The sequence below is a fragment of the Nocardia sp. bgisy118 genome (genome assembly GCF_057708605.1).
In genome coordinates, this window is the sequence record NZ_JBYISM010000008.1 from 1 (window position 1) to 15,671 (window position 15,671).

Below are 15,671 nucleotides of genomic sequence, written 5' to 3' on the forward strand. Positions count from 1 at the left end.
AGGGGGCCGCGAACACGCGCGCGCCAGCGCGCCAACAGACACTTCCCGCAAACCCGCCCCGGATCACCGAACCATCAACACAGCTAGTTCCCAGGAAAGGTCCAGCATCCTCGCAGATACCTGGCGCACCATGAACTCATGACTGGTGCGCCCGCGGATCAGTCCCCCGAGGCCAGAGTGCTGGTGGTGGACGACGAGCCGATGATCCTCGAACTGCTCTCGGTGAGCCTGCGCTACCAGGGCTTCGAGGTGGAGACCGCGAGCGACGGCGCGCAGGCGCTGGACCGTGCCCGCAGCTTCCGGCCGCAGGCCTTGATCGTCGACGTGATGATGCCTGGCATCGATGGCTTCGGCCTGCTGCCGAGGCTGCGCGCCGACGGCATCGACGCGCCCGTGCTCTTCCTGACCGCCCGCGACGACGTGCAGGACAAAGTGGCGGGCCTGACCTTGGGCGCCGACGACTACATCACCAAGCCGTTCAGCCTGGAGGAGGTGGTGGCCCGGCTGCGGGTGGTGCTGCGCCGCGCCGGGCCCTGCGAATCCGCGAAGGAGAGTTCGCGCATTCGCTTCGAGGACATCGAGCTCGACGACGACACCCACGAGGTGTGGAAGGCGGGCGAGCCGGTCACCCTTTCCCCCACCGAGTTCACCCTGCTGCGGTATTTCATGGTCAACGCGGGCACCGTGCTGAGCAAGCCGCGCATCCTGGATCACGTATGGCGCTACGACTTCGGCGGCGAGGTCGGTGTTGTGGAGACCTACGTGTCGTATCTGCGCAAGAAGGTGGACACCGGCGAGCAGCGACTGATCCACACCTTGCGTGGTGTCGGCTACGTGATGCGGGCGCCGCAGCGCGGCCGCCCGCTGGGCCCGTGAGCATCGGCTCGGTGCGCGCAGACGCCGATCGGAAAGCGCCCGCCGCCAAGCGAACTCGCCCTTCGGCGCAGCGGCGCGCCGCCCGCGAAGCAGGCCGGGCGCGCCGGGCGCGGGAAGCGTTCGCGCAGCGGCTCGGCGCCATCCCCTTGCGGGTGACGCTGGTGGTGGCCCTGGTGGTGTTGGCGGCGCTGGGCCTGCTGGCTTCCGGCTGGGCGGTCACGTCGTCGCTGGAGGTGTCGCTGCTGAACCGCACCGATCAGCAGTTGCACGATGCCGCGATGACCCGCGCCAGGACCGCGCGCCCGCCGCTGCCGCCGCCGACTCCGCCGCCGGATCAGCGCACCGCGCCGAGCCCGTTCTACATCGTCACCGAGAACAAGAACGGCACGGGCACTTTCGTGTTGCAGCCGTTCAATGTCGACGCCACCCCCGATTTGCCGAATCCGCCTTCTCTCGAGCCGGTGACGGTGGGTTCGGTCGGTGATTCCGACGTCCAATGGCGCGTGGTGACCGTGCACCACCAGGACACGATCACCACGATCGCGTTGCCGCTCACCCACAATCAGCAGACCGTCCAGCGGCTGGTGACACTCCAGCTGGTGATCGGCCTCGCCGTTCTCGCCGCGCTCGCGCTGGCCGCGTATTTCGTGATCAGGAGCAGCCTGCGCCCGCTGCGCCGGGTGGAGAACATCGCGGCGGCCATCGCCAGGGGGGATCTGCACCGCCGGGTTCCGGTGCGCGGCACCAACACCGAGGTGGATCGGCTGTCCCGTTCGCTGAACGGCATGCTGGCGCAGATCCAATCCGCGTTCGCGGCGACCGAGGCCTCGGAGGCGGCGGCGAAGAGCTCCGAGGCGAAGATGCGCCGCTTCATCGCCGACGCCAGCCACGAATTACGAACCCCGATCACCACCATTCGCGGTTTCGCCGAGCTGTACCGGCAGGGCGCGGCCACCGATCCCGGGATGTTCATGGACCGGATCGAACGCGAGGCGCAGCGGATGGGTCTGCTGGTGGAGGATCTGCTGATGCTGGCCCGGTTGGACGCGCAGCGCCCGCTGGAGAGCGGCACGGTGGACCTGCTCGCGGTCGCCAGCGATGCGGTGCACAACGCCCGCGCGGTCGCCGCGGCCGCCGATCCGGACGGCCCGCGCCGCCCGATCGCCCTCGAAGTGTGTTCCGGTTCGGGAACTTTGGAAATCAACGGCGACGAGGCCAGGCTGCGCCAAGTGCTGGCGAATCTGCTGAACAACGCCCTCACGCACACCCCGCCGGACGCCTCGGTGACCGTTCGTCTCACGCCCGGCGACGACGAGGTGCTGCTCGAGGTGGCCGACACCGGTCCCGGCCTGCCGTCCGAGGAGGCCGAGCGGATCTTCGAGCGCTTCTATCGCACCGACATCTCGCGCGCCCGCGCCAGCGGCGGCACCGGTCTGGGTCTGTCCATCGTGCAGGCGCTGGTCACCGCGCACGGCGGCGACGTGCGGGTCACCAGCACCCCGGGCGCGGGCGCCACATTCACCGTGCGGCTGCCCCGAGACTCCTAGAGCGGCGACTCCTGGATCGAGCGACTCCTAGATCGGCGTCACGGAGTCGACGAGCCAGCGGTCGTCGGTCTTGTCCAGCGCGACCCGCACCCGGCTGCCGGTGGTGGTCCCCTGCGGCGACTCCTTGCTGGTGGTCACCTGATTCAGGTACAGCAGCACCACCGCGTGGTCGCGGTCGGCGGAGACCACGCCGCTCGCCTGGGTGGTGGCCCGCACGGTGAGCTGCTTCTCCTTGGCGCCCGGCGCGATGGCCTGGCTGATCAGCTTCAGGTAGTCCTCGCGAAAGTCGGCGGACAGGTTGTCCGCGGCCTTCGGCAGCACGGTGTCGACGCTGCCGTAGTCATAGCTGAACATGGCCGAGACCGTCCGGTCGGCCGCGGTGACCGCGTCCTGCCTGGCCTGCTCGTCCTGCCGGTCCGACCAGTACCCGAATCCGTTGATGGCCATGACGATCACCGCCGCCAGCGCCACCGCGCCCGCGGCGCCCGCCGCGATCAAGCCCCGTGTTCCGTTCATGCCACGAACTCCACATTCGAGGCGGACAGGCCGGAGTCGGTGCGGGTCACGGTGACCCGGAACCGGTAGAACCGCGTCTGCGGCTCGGCCTGGCCCGCGTTGGTCAGGGTCTGTTTGGCGGCGACGAGCACCTTCGCGGAATCGTCGGCGTCGCTTTCCAGCGCGGCCTCGACGATCTCGCCGTTGGAGACGACCTTGGCCTGCTGCACGATGCTCAGGAACGGATCGACCCGGCCGTCGAATTCGGTCTTGAACTGGCCGGAGGCCATCGAGAGGATCCGGTCGATGTCCTCCTTGGCGGAGTCGGCCCTGATGGTGGTCAGATTCAGAATGGCCTGCCGCGCGGTCTGCACGTAAGCGGTGCGGCGCTCGTCGCGCTCGCCGGCGGCCCTCGCGACGAAGACCGAGGCGACCGCGCCCCCGACGAGGGAGAGGACGAGGACCGCCGCGACGGCCACCGCCACGATGCTTCCGACGACGGACCGGTCGCCGCGCAAGCCTTCGGCGGTGTCGTCCCCGTCGGTGGAACCGGAGGTCTCATCCGAGGACGTCGCCGTCTCGGCCTCGGCCTTACCGAGGTCGGCAGACGGCGCACCGGCGGATTCCACACCCGCCGAAACCTGCACCGGGTCGGCAGCACCGCTGTCCTTCGGCTCGCCCTTCGTCAGCGCGACGGTGTCGGCGTTTTCCACAGCCTCGGCGATCTCGGCGATCTTCGCCTGCCCAGCACTGTCAGCACCTTTCACCGCGCTGTCGGCATTCTTCGCCTGCCCGGCGCTCTCAGCATCTTTCGCCGGCCCCGCGCTGTCAGCATCTTTCGCCAGCTCGGCGGTGTCGACATCCTTTGCCTGCTCGGCGCTGTCGGCATCCTTTGCTCGCTCCGCGCTGTCGGCAGGCTTCGGGCGGTCGGCGCTCTCGGCAGCTTTCGCCTGCCCGGCGCTCTCGCCGGCCTTCGCCTGCCCGGCGGCCTCGGCATCCGCAGTCCGCCCGACACTCTCGGCAGCCTTCACCCGCCCGGCGGTCTCCTCGCCGCCGAGCCGAGCGGCATCCGTCGCCGACTCCTCCGTCACCGCGTCGGCGCCCTCCACGGGCGGGCCCGCCGAGCGAACGGCCCGCCTGCGCGCGCGATGTGCATCTCCGCTGATTTCACTCATCGTTGCTGCTCCTCGAGCATCGCCTGCCAGCTCGGCGGTACCGTGCCGGAACCGCCGGGCCCGACATCACCTTGTCGGTAGGTGCGACCGTCGGTGCCTATGTACACGCCGGTAGCCGGATCGTAGGACTTGGCGGCCGCGGGCGTACTGAACGACGCGGGAGCGACCTGAGTGTCCTCGGGCGCGGGACCGCTCGCGGGCGCCACCGGCCGCGGCGGACCGAACGGCGGGTTGTCGCCGATGGGAACGTAACCGGTGCGGCACAGCTCCGGCGTCGGCGCGCGCACGCCCGGGTACTCCATGCACGGCGTGTTGCGGATACCGCGCACCTCGATGGGCGAGTCCTGCGGAATCTTGCAGTAGAGACCGGGCGGGGTCGGCACGGAGTTCAGTTCGCTCGGCGAGCGGCGCTCGTCTTCGGGCAGGAAGCCGGTGGTGCAGGCGGGCGGATCGTTGATGGTCATCATGAAGTCGACGAGCACGCCGTACTCGACCGGTCCCCGCACCGCGGTCATCAGCGCGGCGACCAATGGCGGGTACACGACCAGGATCTGCTCGAGGCCCGCGTGGTAGATCGTGGTGACCTGCCCCAGGCTGACCAGGTTCGAAAGCAGCAGCGGCAGCGTCGGTTTCAGATCCTGGAACTGCGTGGACACGCGCTGCAAGGCGGCCGGGCCGTCACGCAGGATGTTCGTCAGCGCCGGATCGTGCGCCCGCAGCTGATCGGTCACCGTGGCCAGGTCGGCGGTCCACGACCGGATCGCCGCGTCCGAGCGGATCTGGGTGTCGAGCAGCGGGCCGATCTGCTCGATCAGTTTCTTGGTCGGCTCGCTGCTGTTCTGCGCCTCCTGCACCAGCAACGAAGCGGAGTCGATGAACCGCTGCAGGTCGGGTCCCGCGCCGTTGAACGCGCGGAAGGCCTCGTCGATCACCTGCCGCAGCCGGGTATCGGCCACGCTGGAGAGCAGGCGGTCGGTCTGATCGAGCAGCGTGCCGACGTCCTGCGGCAGCTTGGTGCGCTCCTGCGGGATCACCGCGCCCGCCGCGAGATTGCCGCCCCTGGGGCTTTCCGCCGGAATCAGGTCGACGTACTGCTCGCCGACCGCCGAGACGCTGCGCACCCAGGCGTCGACGTCGGACGGGACCTTGTAGTCGCTGTCGATGGACAGCTTCGCCTCCACGCCCTCCGGCGTGAGCAGGACCTCCTGCACCTTGCCGACATTGGTGCCGCGATAGGCCACGTTGGCGTGCGGGTAGAGGCCGCCGGTCGCGGCCAGCTGCACGGTGACGTCGTAGCGCCCGATGCCGAACATGGCGGGCAGCTGCACGTAGGTGCCCGCCATGATGGTCAGGCCGATGACGGTCAGCACGGCGAAGATGCCGAGCTGGACGCGGACGAATCGGGTGAGCTTCATCGGCCCGGACTCCCTTGCGGCGCAGTGTCTCCCGCTCCCGGCAGCGGCACGGTCAGGCCGGGAATGGCGGGCAGACCGGGGATCGGCGGCAGACCGGGAATGGTCGGCGTCGGCTGGCCCTGGGCGGGTGGCTGCAGCGGACCGGTCGCCGGGTTGCCGCTGTCGCTGGCGGTGGGCGGCGCGAAGCTGCCGACGATGCCCTCGACGCCGCCGAAGCGGCCGCCGAGCGGGGTGCCGGTGAGCCAGTTCGAGTCCAGGCGCTTGCCCGTCATGTCCACCGTCATGAACAGATTCAGGTAGTCGCCCTTGATCGCCTTGTCGATGTTCTCCATCGGGAACGGGAAGGTGAGCAGGATCTTCAGCGACTCGATGAGGTTGTTTCCGGTGTCGGACAGCTGCCGCAACACCGGCTCCAGACTGGCCAGGTTCGCCTTCAGGTTCTCGCCGCTGGTGCTGATCACCCGCTGCGTCACGTCGCTGAGCTCACCGAGCGCGGTGAGGGCGTGGGTGATGTTCTCCCGCCGGTCGGCGAGCACCGTCAGCGCCGGGTGGATGCGCTCGATCGCCGAGCCGAGCACGGCGCGCTGCTGGGCGAGCTGCCCGCCGAGCCGGTCCAGCCCGTTCAGCGCGGCGATGATGTCACCGGTCTGCGCCTCCAGGTTGGTGGTGAGCTCGTTCAGCTGCGGCAGCAGGTCGCGGATCGCGTCCTCGCGTCCGCTCAGCGCGGAATTCAGTTCGCGGGTAATGGTTTCCAGCTGTGCTACGCCGCCGCCGTTGAGCACGACCGACAACGAGGAGAGCACCTGCTCGGTGGTCGGGTACGCCCCGGCACGGTCCAGCGGGATGACGTCGCCCGCCTTCAGCTGGCCTTCGGGCGGCACGTCCGTCGGCGGGGCGAGCTCGATGTGGTTGCTGCCGAGCAGACTGGTCTGACCGATCTTGGCGGTCGCGTTGGCGGGCAGTTTCACGTTGCCGTCCAGCGAGACGGTCACCAGCGCGTGCCAGCTCTGCACCTCGATGCCGGTCACCGTCCCCACTGGGACGTCGTCGACGCGCACCGGCGAATTCTGGGTCAGCGTGGTGACATTCGGCATCTGAATACTGACCTGGTACGAGCCCTCGCCGGTGCCTTCGGCGCCCGGCATCGGCAACGAGTTCAGGCCGTCCCACTGGCAACCGGTGGCGCCGAGGGTCAGCGCGACGCCCATCGCGAGGACGGCGGTCTTGCGCATCGGTCGCATCATCGACCTCCTCCCGGAATGGCCAGGCCCGCAAGCCCGTTCGGCACGGTGATCGGCGCGGGCTGCGGCGTCTGCACCGGAACGCGCTCCTCCAGGCTGGGCGGGCTGTAGACGATCTGGTTGGGGAAGGCGTGCACGCCGGTGGCCGGGTTCAGCATGATCGGCGCGTAGTTCATGGCCAGCGAGTCGATCACCGGCGCGAGGTAGGTGGCACACAGGTCGGCGGAGCGATCCGAATCGTTCTCCTCCAGCGCGCGCACCGAGCCGCACAGGAAGCTCAGCGGGTCGGCCGTGTTGTTCAGCGCGACCGCGCCGGTGATGGTGCCCTGGGCCGGCTTGTAGAGCTGGTAGAAGTTCACCAGCGCCGTGGGACCCGAGTGCAGCACCCGTTCCAGTTCGGGGCGCTTGTCCACCAGGATCTGGGTGGCGTCGGACAGCCGCTGCACGCCCTCGGTGAGCTCGGCTCCGCTGCCGTCCAGGAAACGCTTGACGTCCGCCATCGCGAGGTCCAGATTGTCCAGTCCCGCACCGAGATCCGCCGAGACGCCGGCCAGCACGGAGGACACCGAGGCGAGCCTGCCGCCGAACTGCACGATCTGCTCGTTGCTCGCCGAGAGCACCTCGACGAACTGCTGCAGATTGCGGATGGTGCCGAACAGGTCGGTGCGGCCATCGGAGAGGGTGTTCAGGGTGGCGGAGAGCTCGCGGAGGGTCTCGCGCATCCGGTCGCCGTTGCCGTCCAGGTTGTTCGCGGCGGTGTCGATGAAGCGCCCGAACGAGCCCTGTTCGTCGTCGCCCACCGGGCCCAGAGTCGTTGCCAGCTTGGACAACTCGGCCTTGATGTCGTCCCACTCGACCGGTACGGCGGTGCGCTGGATCGGAATGGTCGCGCCGTCGGCCAGCTTGGGCCCGCCGGTGTAGGCCGGGGCCAGCTGGATGAAGCGGGCCGAGACCAGCGAGGGCGAGATGATCACCGCGCGCGCGTCGGCGGGGATGTCGATGCCGCGGCGGATGGTGAACTCGACCCGGACCTGATCGCGACCCGGCTCGACCTTGTCGATCTCGCCGACGTCGACGCCGAGCACCCGCACGTCGTCGCCGACGTAGAGGCCCGTCGTCGACGGGAAGAACGCGGTGACGGTGGTGGTCCCGATCTTGGTGATGCCGCGATACGCGCCGACCGCCACCAGTGCGGCGACCAGCACGCCCGCGACCACCCACGCCCAGCGCGGGCCTTTCTGAACAACCTTCGGCATTTTCATCGCGGCGGCTCCTGGACCGCAGGCCCGATCGACGGGGGCGGGTTCAAGAAGAAGTTGCGCAGGTCGTCCGGCAGGTGCTGCGGCCACACCAGCGCGTCGACCAACGGCTGCAGACCGACGGAGGTCGCGTTCACCACGTAGGCGTTGAACCACGGACCGTTGCCGACCTGCTCGCCGAGCGCGGCGGCGAACGGGCCGAGCCCGTCGAGCGCCTGGGTGAGGTTGTCGCGGTTGCGCTGAAGCAGGGCGAGCACCGAATTGAGCCGGTCCAGCGCGGGTTTCAGCTGCGCCTCGTTGTCGGCGACCAAGCCGGAAAGCTGCTGGGCGAGCCCGTTCACGTACACGATCAGCTGTTGGATCGCGGTGCGGCGGCGGTCCAGCTCGCCGAGTAGTTCGTTGCCGTCGAGCAGCAGCGCGTTGATCTGGGCGCTGCGGTCGGACAGGATCTTGGTGACGTTCTGCGCCCGCCGCAGCAGTTCGGAGAGCGCCTCGTCGCGCGCGTTGATGCTGCGCGAGAGCTGAGTGACGCCGTCCAGCGCCGCGCGCAGCGGGGCCGGGGTGTCGGCGAAGGTCTCCGAGAGGGCGTCCAGCGTCTCGTCGACCTTCACCATGTCCAGGCCGTGCACCGTGCCCGCCAGATCGCCGAGCGCTTCATTGAGCGAGTACGGCGAGGTGGTGCGCTCCAGCGGAATGGTGTCGTCGCGGCGCAGCGCGCCCTGGCCCTGCGGCAGCAGCTCCAAGGATTTGCGCCCGAGCACGGTGTTGGTCTTGATGGCCGCGGAGGTCTTGTCACCCAAGACGATCGATTCGTCGAGAGTGAACTTCACCAGTACCTTGGCGCCCGCCAGCTCGACATCGTCGACCCGGCCCGAGCGCACGCCGGCGACCTGCACCGGGTCGCCGGGCACCAGCCCGCCCGCGTCGGCGAAGTAGGCGGTGTAGATCGCGCCGCCGCGGATGAACGGCAGCCGGTCGAACTGCAAGGCCGAGAGCGCCACCGCGATCGCGACGACGATGCCGACGATACCGATCGTGACGGCCGGGGATCGCTCGTTCATTCGGGGGCGCACCTTCCCGTCTCCTGTCCGCCGGGCATGTTGATGTGCAGCGGTTGTCCGTTCGGTCCGTCGACGATGAAGTTCGTGCTGCATATGTAGAGCGCGAGGAAGGAGCCGTAGGAACCGATGCGGATCAGCTTCCGGTAGGTCTCCGGCAGCCGCTCCAGCACCCACTGGACGGTGTCCGAGCCGTTGTCCAGGTTGGTGGCCAGCCTGCCGGTCTGCTCGATCGTGCCGCGCAGGTCCGGGCGGGCCTGGGCGAGCAGGTCGGTGAGGTCGCCGGTGGCGCCCGCGATCCTCGGCAGCGCGTCGCCGATCGGATCACGGTCGGCGGCGAGGCCGCTGACCAACCGCTGCAATTCGGTGAGGGTGGTGTCGAACTGCTCGCCACGCTCATCGATGGTCGCGAGCACGGCGTTCAGGTTGTTGATGACGCTGCCGATCAGCGCGTCGCGCTCGCCGAGCGTCTTGGCGAACGAGCCGCCGCTGTTGAGCAGCGAGACCAGCGTGCCGCCTTGGCCCTGGAAGATCTGCAAGAGCGCGTTGGTCAGGTCGTTCACCTGGCCAGGATCGAGCCCGCGCAGCAGCGGTTTGAAGCCGCCGAGCAGCATGTCCAGGTCCAGCGCGGGCGCGGTCTTGTCCGTGCCGATGGTGCCGCCCTGGCGCAGCTTTTCGGCCGAGCCCGGCCCGTCGAGCAGCTCCATGTACCGGTCGCCGACCAGGTTCTCGTATTTGATCGTCGCGCGGGTGCTGGTGAGCAGCTGGTGCTTGCGGTCGACGTCGAACTCGACGTGCGCCAGGTTGTCCTTGCCCACCTTCACCGAGGTGACCGAGCCGACCGGCACGCCCGCGATGCGCACCTTCGCCCCGGGCAACATGCCCGAAGAGCTGGTGAACACGGCGTGGTATCCGTATTCCCTGGCGAAGCGCATCTGGCTGAACACGATGGCCAGTCCGGCGAAGACCAGCGTCATCACCAGGGTGAAGATGGCCAGCTTCACCGTCGTCGCGGTGTTCTTCACGGCGCGCTCACCCCCGGAAGCCCGGCGAACAGCAGCTGGAACACCTTGGGGCCGTTGAATTCGAGCTTCATCGACGGCACGTAGGGCGCGCCCTCGTTGGTATCGGTGACGATGTAGTTCGCGTGGCTGCCCGGCACCCGGTTGTCCAGCCCCTCACAGCGCGGGCCGCCGGTCGCGTTCACCTTCGGCAGATCCTCCGGAAACTTGTACGGCTCGGCGCCGAACATGAAGTTGGTGTTCATCGTGACGCCCGGCTGCAGACCGCCGAACATCATGTTGGCAATCGGCATCAGCCGCCCGATCGCGTTGATCATGCAGTGCAGGCCGGGCGCGTACTCCTCGAGCAGGCCGGTGGTCGGGCGCAGCAGATCGAGCGCGGTGCCGAGGTTGTTCTCGTTCTCGCGCAGCACCGAGCCCGTGGTGTCGGCCAGGCCGACCAGGTTTGCGAGCACGTCGTCGAGGCCCTGCTGTTCGTCGACCAGCGTCTGGCTGGTGGCTACCGCGTTGTCCACGGTCCGCAGCAAATCACCCACGGTGTCCGCGTACAGGTTCGACACGTCGGCGGTGGCCGCGAAATCCTGTTGCAGTGTCGGCAGCGTCGGGTTGATCTCGCGCAGGTAGACGTCCAGGTTCACCAGCAGCTCGCCGAGGGTCTCGCCGCGGCCCTGCAGCGCGGTGCCGAGGGCGGAGAGCGTCGCGTTCAGCTTCTCCGGCTCCACCTTGGCCAGCACGTCGGACAGATGCTGGAACAGCGTGTTGAACTCGACGGTCACCTGCTCGGCGACGACGGTCGCGCCCGGCTGCAACGATTTCGACGATGCCTGTTCCGGCACAACGAAGTTGACGTACTTCGCGCCGAAAACGGTGGTGGACCTGATGTCGACGCCCGCGTTGGCGGGCACCATCTTCAGCAGTTCGGGGTCTATCGCCAGCTTCAGCTCGGCGCCGTCGTCGTGCTGGGTCACCTCGGAGACCCGGCCGATCTCGACCCCACGCAGCTTCACCTTGGCGTCCGGGTCGAGCACCAGGCCGCTGCGCGGCGCCTCGACCAGCACCGTCGCGGTCTTGGTGAACCCGCCGAGGAACATGGTCAGCGCGATCGCCACCACGGCGACCAGCACGAGCACCATTCCCAGGCCGGCGAGTTTGTATTTGATCTTCTCCATACCGCCCTACCCGGAAAGATGAAAGTTGCCGGAGGTGCCGTAGATGGCCAGCGAGATCAGCAGGGTCACCGTGACCACCGCGACCAGCGAGGCCCGCACCGCGTTGCCGACAGCCACACCCACGCCGACCGGTCCGCCCGCGGCGAAATAGCCGTAATAGGTGTGGATCATCATCACCGCGAGTGCCATGAAGATCGCCTGGGCGAAGGACCAGAGAATGTCGCTGGGGATGAGGAACGTCGAGAAGTAATGGTCGTAGACGCCCGCCGACTGCCCGTAGATCACCACGGTGGCGAACCGCGCCGCCACGAACGAGGCGATCACGGCCAGCGCGTAGAGCGGCACGATCGCGATCATCCCGGCCAGCACCCTGGTGCCGACGAGGAACGGCACCGGCCGGATCGCCATGGTTTCGAGCGCGTCGATCTCCTCCGAGACCCGCATGGCGCCGAGTTGCGCGGTGGACCCCGCGCCGATGGTCGCCGCAAGACCGATGCCCGAGATCACCGGCGCCGCGATGCGCACGTTGATGAACGCGGAGAAGAAGCCGGTCAGCGCCTCGACGCCGATATTGCCCAGCGAGCTGTAGCCCTGCACAGCGATGGTGCCGCCCGCGAACAGCGTCAGGAAGCCGACGATCACCACCGTGCCGCCGATGACGGCGAGTGCGCCGGTGCCCATGCTGATCTCGGCGATCAGCCGGATGGTCTCGGTTCGGTAGTGGGTCAGGGCGCGCGGCATCGAGGCCAGCGCCTGCGCGTAGAACACGGCGTGCTTGCCCACCGAGTCCAGCGAGTCCGACATCCGGCGCGCCCGCCGCACCGTGCGGGGAAACCGGGACTGGATCACGAAGGCCATCGCGTCACCGCACCGTGAACTTGATGCCGACGGCGGTGACCACCACGTTCACCACGAACAGGGCCATGAAGGCGAAGACGACGGTCTGATTCACCGCATCACCGACACTCTTGGGACCGCCTTTGACGTTCAGGCCGAGGTAACAGGCCACCAGTCCGGCGATCAGCCCGAACAATCCGGCCTTCACTTCGGAGATGATCAGCTCGGGCAGATGGGTGAGCAGCGTGATGCCGTTGACGAAGGCGCCCGGGTTCACGTCCTGCAGATAGACCGAGAACAGGAAGCCGCCGACGATGCCGATCGTGCACACCAGGCTGTTGAGCATGAGCGCGACGAACATCGAGGCCAGCACCCGCGGCACCACCAGCCGCTGCACGGGGTTGATGCCGAGGACGCGCATCGCGTCGATCTCTTCTCGGATGGTGCGCGCGCCCAGGTCCGCGCAGATCGCGGTGGCGCCGGCGCCCGCGACGATGAGCACGGTGACGATCGGTCCGACCTGGGTGACCGAGCCGAAAGCCGCGCCCGCACCACTGAGGTCGGCCGCGCCGATCTCGCGCAAAAGAATGTTCAGCGTGAAGCTCACCAAGACGGTGAACGGGATCGCGACCAGCAGGGTCGGCACGATGGACACGCGCGCGATGAACCAGGACTGATCGATGAACTCACGCGCTTGAAAGGGCCTGCGGACGCTCGCGCGGGCTACCTCGGCGGTGAGTTCGAAGAACCCACCGACGGCCCGCAACGGGACAGCAAGGACCTCGTTCATCCGCGATCCTCCTAGCTCAACTGCACGTACTGCTCATGGCGCGACACGGCACCATGGCCGCGTCGCCGGATTGATTAGAACATGTTCACATGGTCGCCGTGCCGTTTTCGTCACATTTGAACTGCACGTTTTCTAGATGACGGACCTCGAATATGAAACGTGTGTCATACGTAGGCGGTGACGCCTTTGTGAGGCGTCACACACCGGTCACCCATGTCTACCAAGTGCTGGACTCATGATCAACAGCTGGACAGTTGATCAGTTAATCATCGACGACCGAGGCGATCGCCCGGCGATCAGCCGAGTTCGGTCACCGAGGAAGCCGAGAAGGTCTGCCCGGCCGGGCGCTCGGCGAAGTAGCCGGAGAGCGTGGCCGCGAGGTCGGCGGAGTCCCACGCCGCCCCGGCGGCGTCGAAGCGCCGCTCGACGACGGGCGCGGCCATCAGCGCCACCATCGGTCCGTAGACCACGAACAACTGCCCGTTGACCGAATCGGCCGCGGGCGAGGCGAGGTAGGCGACCAGACGCGCCACATGATCGGGCGAGAGTGGATCGATTCCGGCTTCGGGGGCCGCACTGAACACGGCTTCAGTCATCGCCGTCCGCGCACGGGGCGCGATCGCGTTGGCCCGCACGCCGTAGCGCGAGAGCGCACGCGCGGCCGAGAGAGTAAGGGCGGTGATGCCCGCCTTGGCCGCACCGTAGTTGGCCTGCCCCTCCGGGCCGAGCAGACCCGCCTCGGAGGACGTGTTGATCAGGCGGCCGTAGACCGGCGCGCCCGCCTCCTTCGACTTGACACGCCAGTAGGCGGCGGCATTGCGGGACAAGAGGAAATGCCCGCGCAGGTGCACCGCGAGCACCGCGTCGAAGTCCTCGTCGGACATGTTGAACAGCATGCGGTCACGCGTGATGCCCGCGTTGTTGACCACGACGTCCACGCTGCCGAACGCCTCGTTGGCGGTGCGAATCAGCGCGTCGGCCGTGGCGCGCTCCGCGATACTGCCCGCGACGAACTCCGCCTTGGCTCCCAGCGCCCGGATCTCGGCCAGCGTCTCGGCGACCGCGTCGGATTCCGCGAGGTCGTTGACCACCACCGACGCGCCCGCGCCCGCCAGTGCGAGCGCCTCGGCCTTGCCGAGTCCCGCGCCCGCGCCGGTCACGATCGCCACACGGCCCGCCAAGCTCAGATCAGTTTCGTTCACCGGCCCGACTTTAGAACGTGTTCCAACCTACTGGCAAGAAACTTTCACAGAAGCTTCAGCGCGGCTTTCGGGCACTGCGCCACCGCATCCTCGACATCGCCGAGGCGGTCGTCGGACACCTCGGCGGTCAGGATGTGCAGCTGGTCCTCGTCATCGAGTTCGAACACGTCGGGGGCGATTCCGACACAGATTCCGTTCGCCTCGCACAGATCCCGATCGACACTGACCTTCATGGAAACTCCTTATCTGCGACTCATCTCAAAGCCTACAAGCCTGCGCGGTCACACGCGCCGCCATCGGCCGGATTCCTGGGCAATACTGGAACATGTTTCAGTCGATATGCAATCATCGGGACAAGCGAATCTAACGACATGAGGTTTTGCCATGCGCATTGCGTACACGCCGCAGCAAGAAGAGCTCCGCGCCGAGTTGCGCGACTACTTCGCTCGGCTGATCACACCGGAGCGCCGGGCCGCGCTGAGCGCGACGACCGGTGAGTACGGGCACGGCAATGTCTACCGCGAGGTCGTCCAGGAGATGGGTCGCGACGGCTGGCTGACGCTGGCCTGGCCCAAGGAGTACGGCGGCCAGGACCGGCCGACCATGGACCAGCTGATCTTCACCGACGAGGCCGCCATCGCCGGCGCGCCCGTGCCGTTCCTGACCATCAACTCGGTGGCTCCGACGATCATGCACTACGGCAGCGAGGAACAGAAGAAGTTCTTCCTGCCCAAGATCGCCGCGGGCGAGCTGCACTTCTCCATCGGCTACTCCGAGCCGGGCGCGGGCACCGACCTGGCCAGCCTGCGCACCTCCGCGGTGCGCGACGGCGACGAGTACGTGATCAACGGCCAGAAGATGTGGACCAGCCTGATCGCCTACGCCGACTACGTCTGGCTCGCGGTGCGCACCGACCCGACCGCCAAGAAGCACAAGGGCATCAGCATGCTCATCGTGCCGACCACGGCCGAGGGCTTCTCCTGGACGCCGGTGCACACGATGGCGGGGCCGGACACCAGCGCCACCTACTACCAGGACGTGCGCGTGCCGGTGAGCTCGCTGGTCGGCCAGGAGAACGGCGGCTGGGCGCTGATCACCAACCAGCTCAACCACGAACGCGTCGCGCTCACCTCGGCGGGCCCGCTGACGGTCGCGCTGAACCAGACCGTCGAGTGGGCCCGCACCACCAAGGCGGGGGACGGCTCGCGCGTCATCGACAAGGAATGGGTGCAGCTGAACCTGGCCAAGGTGCACGCCAAGGTCGAATACCTCAAGCTGCTGAACTGGGAGATCGCCAGCCGCGCCGACGCGGGCGGCGACGCGGCGCCGCGCCCGTGGGACGCCTCGACCTGCAAGGTCTACGGCACCGAGCTGGCCACCGAGGCGTACCGGCTGCTGATGGAAGTGCTCGGCCCGCAGGCCTATCTGCGCCAGGACTCGCCCGGCGCCGAACTGCGCGGACGCCTGGAGCGTTTCCACCGGGCCGCGCTGATCCTGACCTTCGGCGGCGGCACCAACGAGGTGCAGCGCGACATCATCGCCATGACCGCCCTCCGCCAGCCTGCCGCGGCGCGCTGAGCAGAAA

General features: G+C 68.2%; 15 protein-coding genes. 3 read left to right on the top strand and 12 right to left on the bottom strand.

Annotated elements, in window-relative coordinates; genetic code table 11:
* Nucleotides 1-138: 138 nt before the first annotated feature.
* Nucleotides 139-876, top strand: coding sequence for a response regulator transcription factor (locus tag AC3EO7_RS12145; RefSeq protein WP_431967043.1), 738 nt, complete (start codon nt 139-141; stop codon nt 874-876).
* Between the two features lie 140 nt (nt 877-1,016).
* Nucleotides 1,017-2,423, top strand: a complete 1,407-nt coding sequence (locus AC3EO7_RS12150; RefSeq protein ID WP_435591312.1) for a sensor histidine kinase — start codon at nt 1,017-1,019, stop codon at nt 2,421-2,423.
* Nucleotides 2,424-2,450: 27 nt separating this feature from the next.
* On the opposite strand, the gene AC3EO7_RS12155 is transcribed toward AC3EO7_RS12150, so the two are convergent.
* The 12 genes from AC3EO7_RS12155 to AC3EO7_RS12210 form a co-directional block, all read right to left on the bottom strand.
* Nucleotides 2,451-2,939, bottom strand: coding sequence for a h domain protein (locus AC3EO7_RS12155; RefSeq protein ID WP_431967045.1), 489 nt, complete (start codon nt 2,937-2,939; stop codon nt 2,451-2,453).
* The gene (locus tag AC3EO7_RS12160; RefSeq protein WP_435591220.1) at nt 2,936-4,093 is read right to left on the bottom strand and encodes a hypothetical protein; all 1,158 of its coding nucleotides are present in this window, start codon (nt 4,091-4,093) and stop codon (nt 2,936-2,938) included. Before AC3EO7_RS12160 ends, AC3EO7_RS12155 begins: the two co-directional genes overlap by 4 nt.
* Nucleotides 4,090-5,508, bottom strand: coding sequence for an MCE family protein (locus AC3EO7_RS12165; protein WP_431967049.1), 1,419 nt, complete (start codon nt 5,506-5,508; stop codon nt 4,090-4,092). Before AC3EO7_RS12165 ends, AC3EO7_RS12160 begins: the two co-directional genes overlap by 4 nt.
* Nucleotides 5,505-6,749, bottom strand: a complete 1,245-nt coding sequence (locus AC3EO7_RS12170) for an MCE family protein (RefSeq protein WP_435591313.1) — start codon at nt 6,747-6,749, stop codon at nt 5,505-5,507. The genes AC3EO7_RS12165 and AC3EO7_RS12170 overlap by 4 nt, the downstream gene beginning before the upstream one ends.
* Nucleotides 6,749-8,011, bottom strand: coding sequence for an MCE family protein (locus AC3EO7_RS12175; protein ID WP_431967051.1), 1,263 nt, complete (start codon nt 8,009-8,011; stop codon nt 6,749-6,751). The genes AC3EO7_RS12170 and AC3EO7_RS12175 overlap by 1 nt, the downstream gene beginning before the upstream one ends.
* Nucleotides 8,008-9,069 (bottom strand): MCE family protein, encoded by a 1,062-nt coding sequence (locus AC3EO7_RS12180; RefSeq protein WP_435591221.1) that lies wholly within the window; start codon nt 9,067-9,069, stop codon nt 8,008-8,010. Before AC3EO7_RS12180 ends, AC3EO7_RS12175 begins: the two co-directional genes overlap by 4 nt.
* Nucleotides 9,066-10,091 (bottom strand): MCE family protein, encoded by a 1,026-nt coding sequence (locus AC3EO7_RS12185; RefSeq protein WP_431967055.1) that lies wholly within the window; start codon nt 10,089-10,091, stop codon nt 9,066-9,068. The genes AC3EO7_RS12180 and AC3EO7_RS12185 overlap by 4 nt, the downstream gene beginning before the upstream one ends.
* Nucleotides 10,088-11,257: an MCE family protein gene (locus AC3EO7_RS12190; RefSeq protein ID WP_435591222.1), complete on the bottom strand. Its 1,170-nt coding sequence runs from the start codon at nt 11,255-11,257 to the stop codon at nt 10,088-10,090. Before AC3EO7_RS12190 ends, AC3EO7_RS12185 begins: the two co-directional genes overlap by 4 nt.
* A gap of 6 nt (nt 11,258-11,263) precedes the next feature.
* Entirely contained in the window at nt 11,264-12,115 is an 852-nt protein-coding gene (locus AC3EO7_RS12195; RefSeq protein ID WP_431967059.1) for an MlaE family ABC transporter permease, read from the bottom strand.
* Nucleotides 12,116-12,119: 4 nt separating this feature from the next.
* Nucleotides 12,120-12,884 carry an MlaE family ABC transporter permease gene (locus tag AC3EO7_RS12200; RefSeq protein WP_431967061.1) on the bottom strand — a complete coding sequence of 255 codons (765 nt, stop codon included), beginning with the start codon at nt 12,882-12,884 and terminating at the stop codon, nt 12,120-12,122.
* A gap of 296 nt (nt 12,885-13,180) precedes the next feature.
* Nucleotides 13,181-14,086 carry a 3-oxoacyl-ACP reductase gene (locus AC3EO7_RS12205; RefSeq protein ID WP_431967063.1) on the bottom strand — a complete coding sequence of 302 codons (906 nt, stop codon included), beginning with the start codon at nt 14,084-14,086 and terminating at the stop codon, nt 13,181-13,183.
* Between the two features lie 44 nt (nt 14,087-14,130).
* Nucleotides 14,131-14,319, bottom strand: a complete 189-nt coding sequence (locus tag AC3EO7_RS12210) for a ferredoxin (RefSeq protein WP_435591223.1) — start codon at nt 14,317-14,319, stop codon at nt 14,131-14,133.
* Nucleotides 14,320-14,470: 151 nt separating this feature from the next.
* Here AC3EO7_RS12210 and AC3EO7_RS12215 point away from each other — a divergent pair, with 151 nt between their 5' ends.
* Complete coding sequence (locus AC3EO7_RS12215; RefSeq protein ID WP_431967066.1) at nt 14,471-15,664, top strand: acyl-CoA dehydrogenase family protein; 1,194 nt, start codon at nt 14,471-14,473, stop codon at nt 15,662-15,664.
* Nucleotides 15,665-15,671: the final 7 nt, after the last annotated feature.

What these genes read in the sequence shown, in the direction of transcription:
- AC3EO7_RS12160 (WP_435591220.1), bottom strand. Translation starts at nt 4,093, where the DNA reads ATGAGTGAAATCAGCGGAGATGCACATCGCGCGCGCAGGCGGGCCGTT.
- AC3EO7_RS12165 (WP_431967049.1), bottom strand. Translation starts at nt 5,508, where the DNA reads ATGAAGCTCACCCGATTCGTCCGCGTCCAGCTCGGCATCTTCGCCGTG.
- AC3EO7_RS12145 (WP_431967043.1), top strand. Translation starts at nt 139, where the DNA reads ATGACTGGTGCGCCCGCGGATCAGTCCCCCGAGGCCAGAGTGCTGGTG.
- AC3EO7_RS12200 (WP_431967061.1), bottom strand. Translation starts at nt 12,884, where the DNA reads ATGAACGAGGTCCTTGCTGTCCCGTTGCGGGCCGTCGGTGGGTTCTTC.
- AC3EO7_RS12195 (WP_431967059.1), bottom strand. Translation starts at nt 12,115, where the DNA reads ATGGCCTTCGTGATCCAGTCCCGGTTTCCCCGCACGGTGCGGCGGGCG.
- AC3EO7_RS12215 (WP_431967066.1), top strand. Translation starts at nt 14,471, where the DNA reads ATGCGCATTGCGTACACGCCGCAGCAAGAAGAGCTCCGCGCCGAGTTG.
- AC3EO7_RS12170 (WP_435591313.1), bottom strand. Translation starts at nt 6,749, where the DNA reads ATGCGACCGATGCGCAAGACCGCCGTCCTCGCGATGGGCGTCGCGCTG.
- AC3EO7_RS12175 (WP_431967051.1), bottom strand. Translation starts at nt 8,011, where the DNA reads ATGAAAATGCCGAAGGTTGTTCAGAAAGGCCCGCGCTGGGCGTGGGTG.
- AC3EO7_RS12210 (WP_435591223.1), bottom strand. Translation starts at nt 14,319, where the DNA reads ATGAAGGTCAGTGTCGATCGGGATCTGTGCGAGGCGAACGGAATCTGT.
- AC3EO7_RS12180 (WP_435591221.1), bottom strand. Translation starts at nt 9,069, where the DNA reads ATGAACGAGCGATCCCCGGCCGTCACGATCGGTATCGTCGGCATCGTC.
- AC3EO7_RS12190 (WP_435591222.1), bottom strand. Translation starts at nt 11,257, where the DNA reads ATGGAGAAGATCAAATACAAACTCGCCGGCCTGGGAATGGTGCTCGTG.
- AC3EO7_RS12155 (WP_431967045.1), bottom strand. Translation starts at nt 2,939, where the DNA reads ATGAACGGAACACGGGGCTTGATCGCGGCGGGCGCCGCGGGCGCGGTG.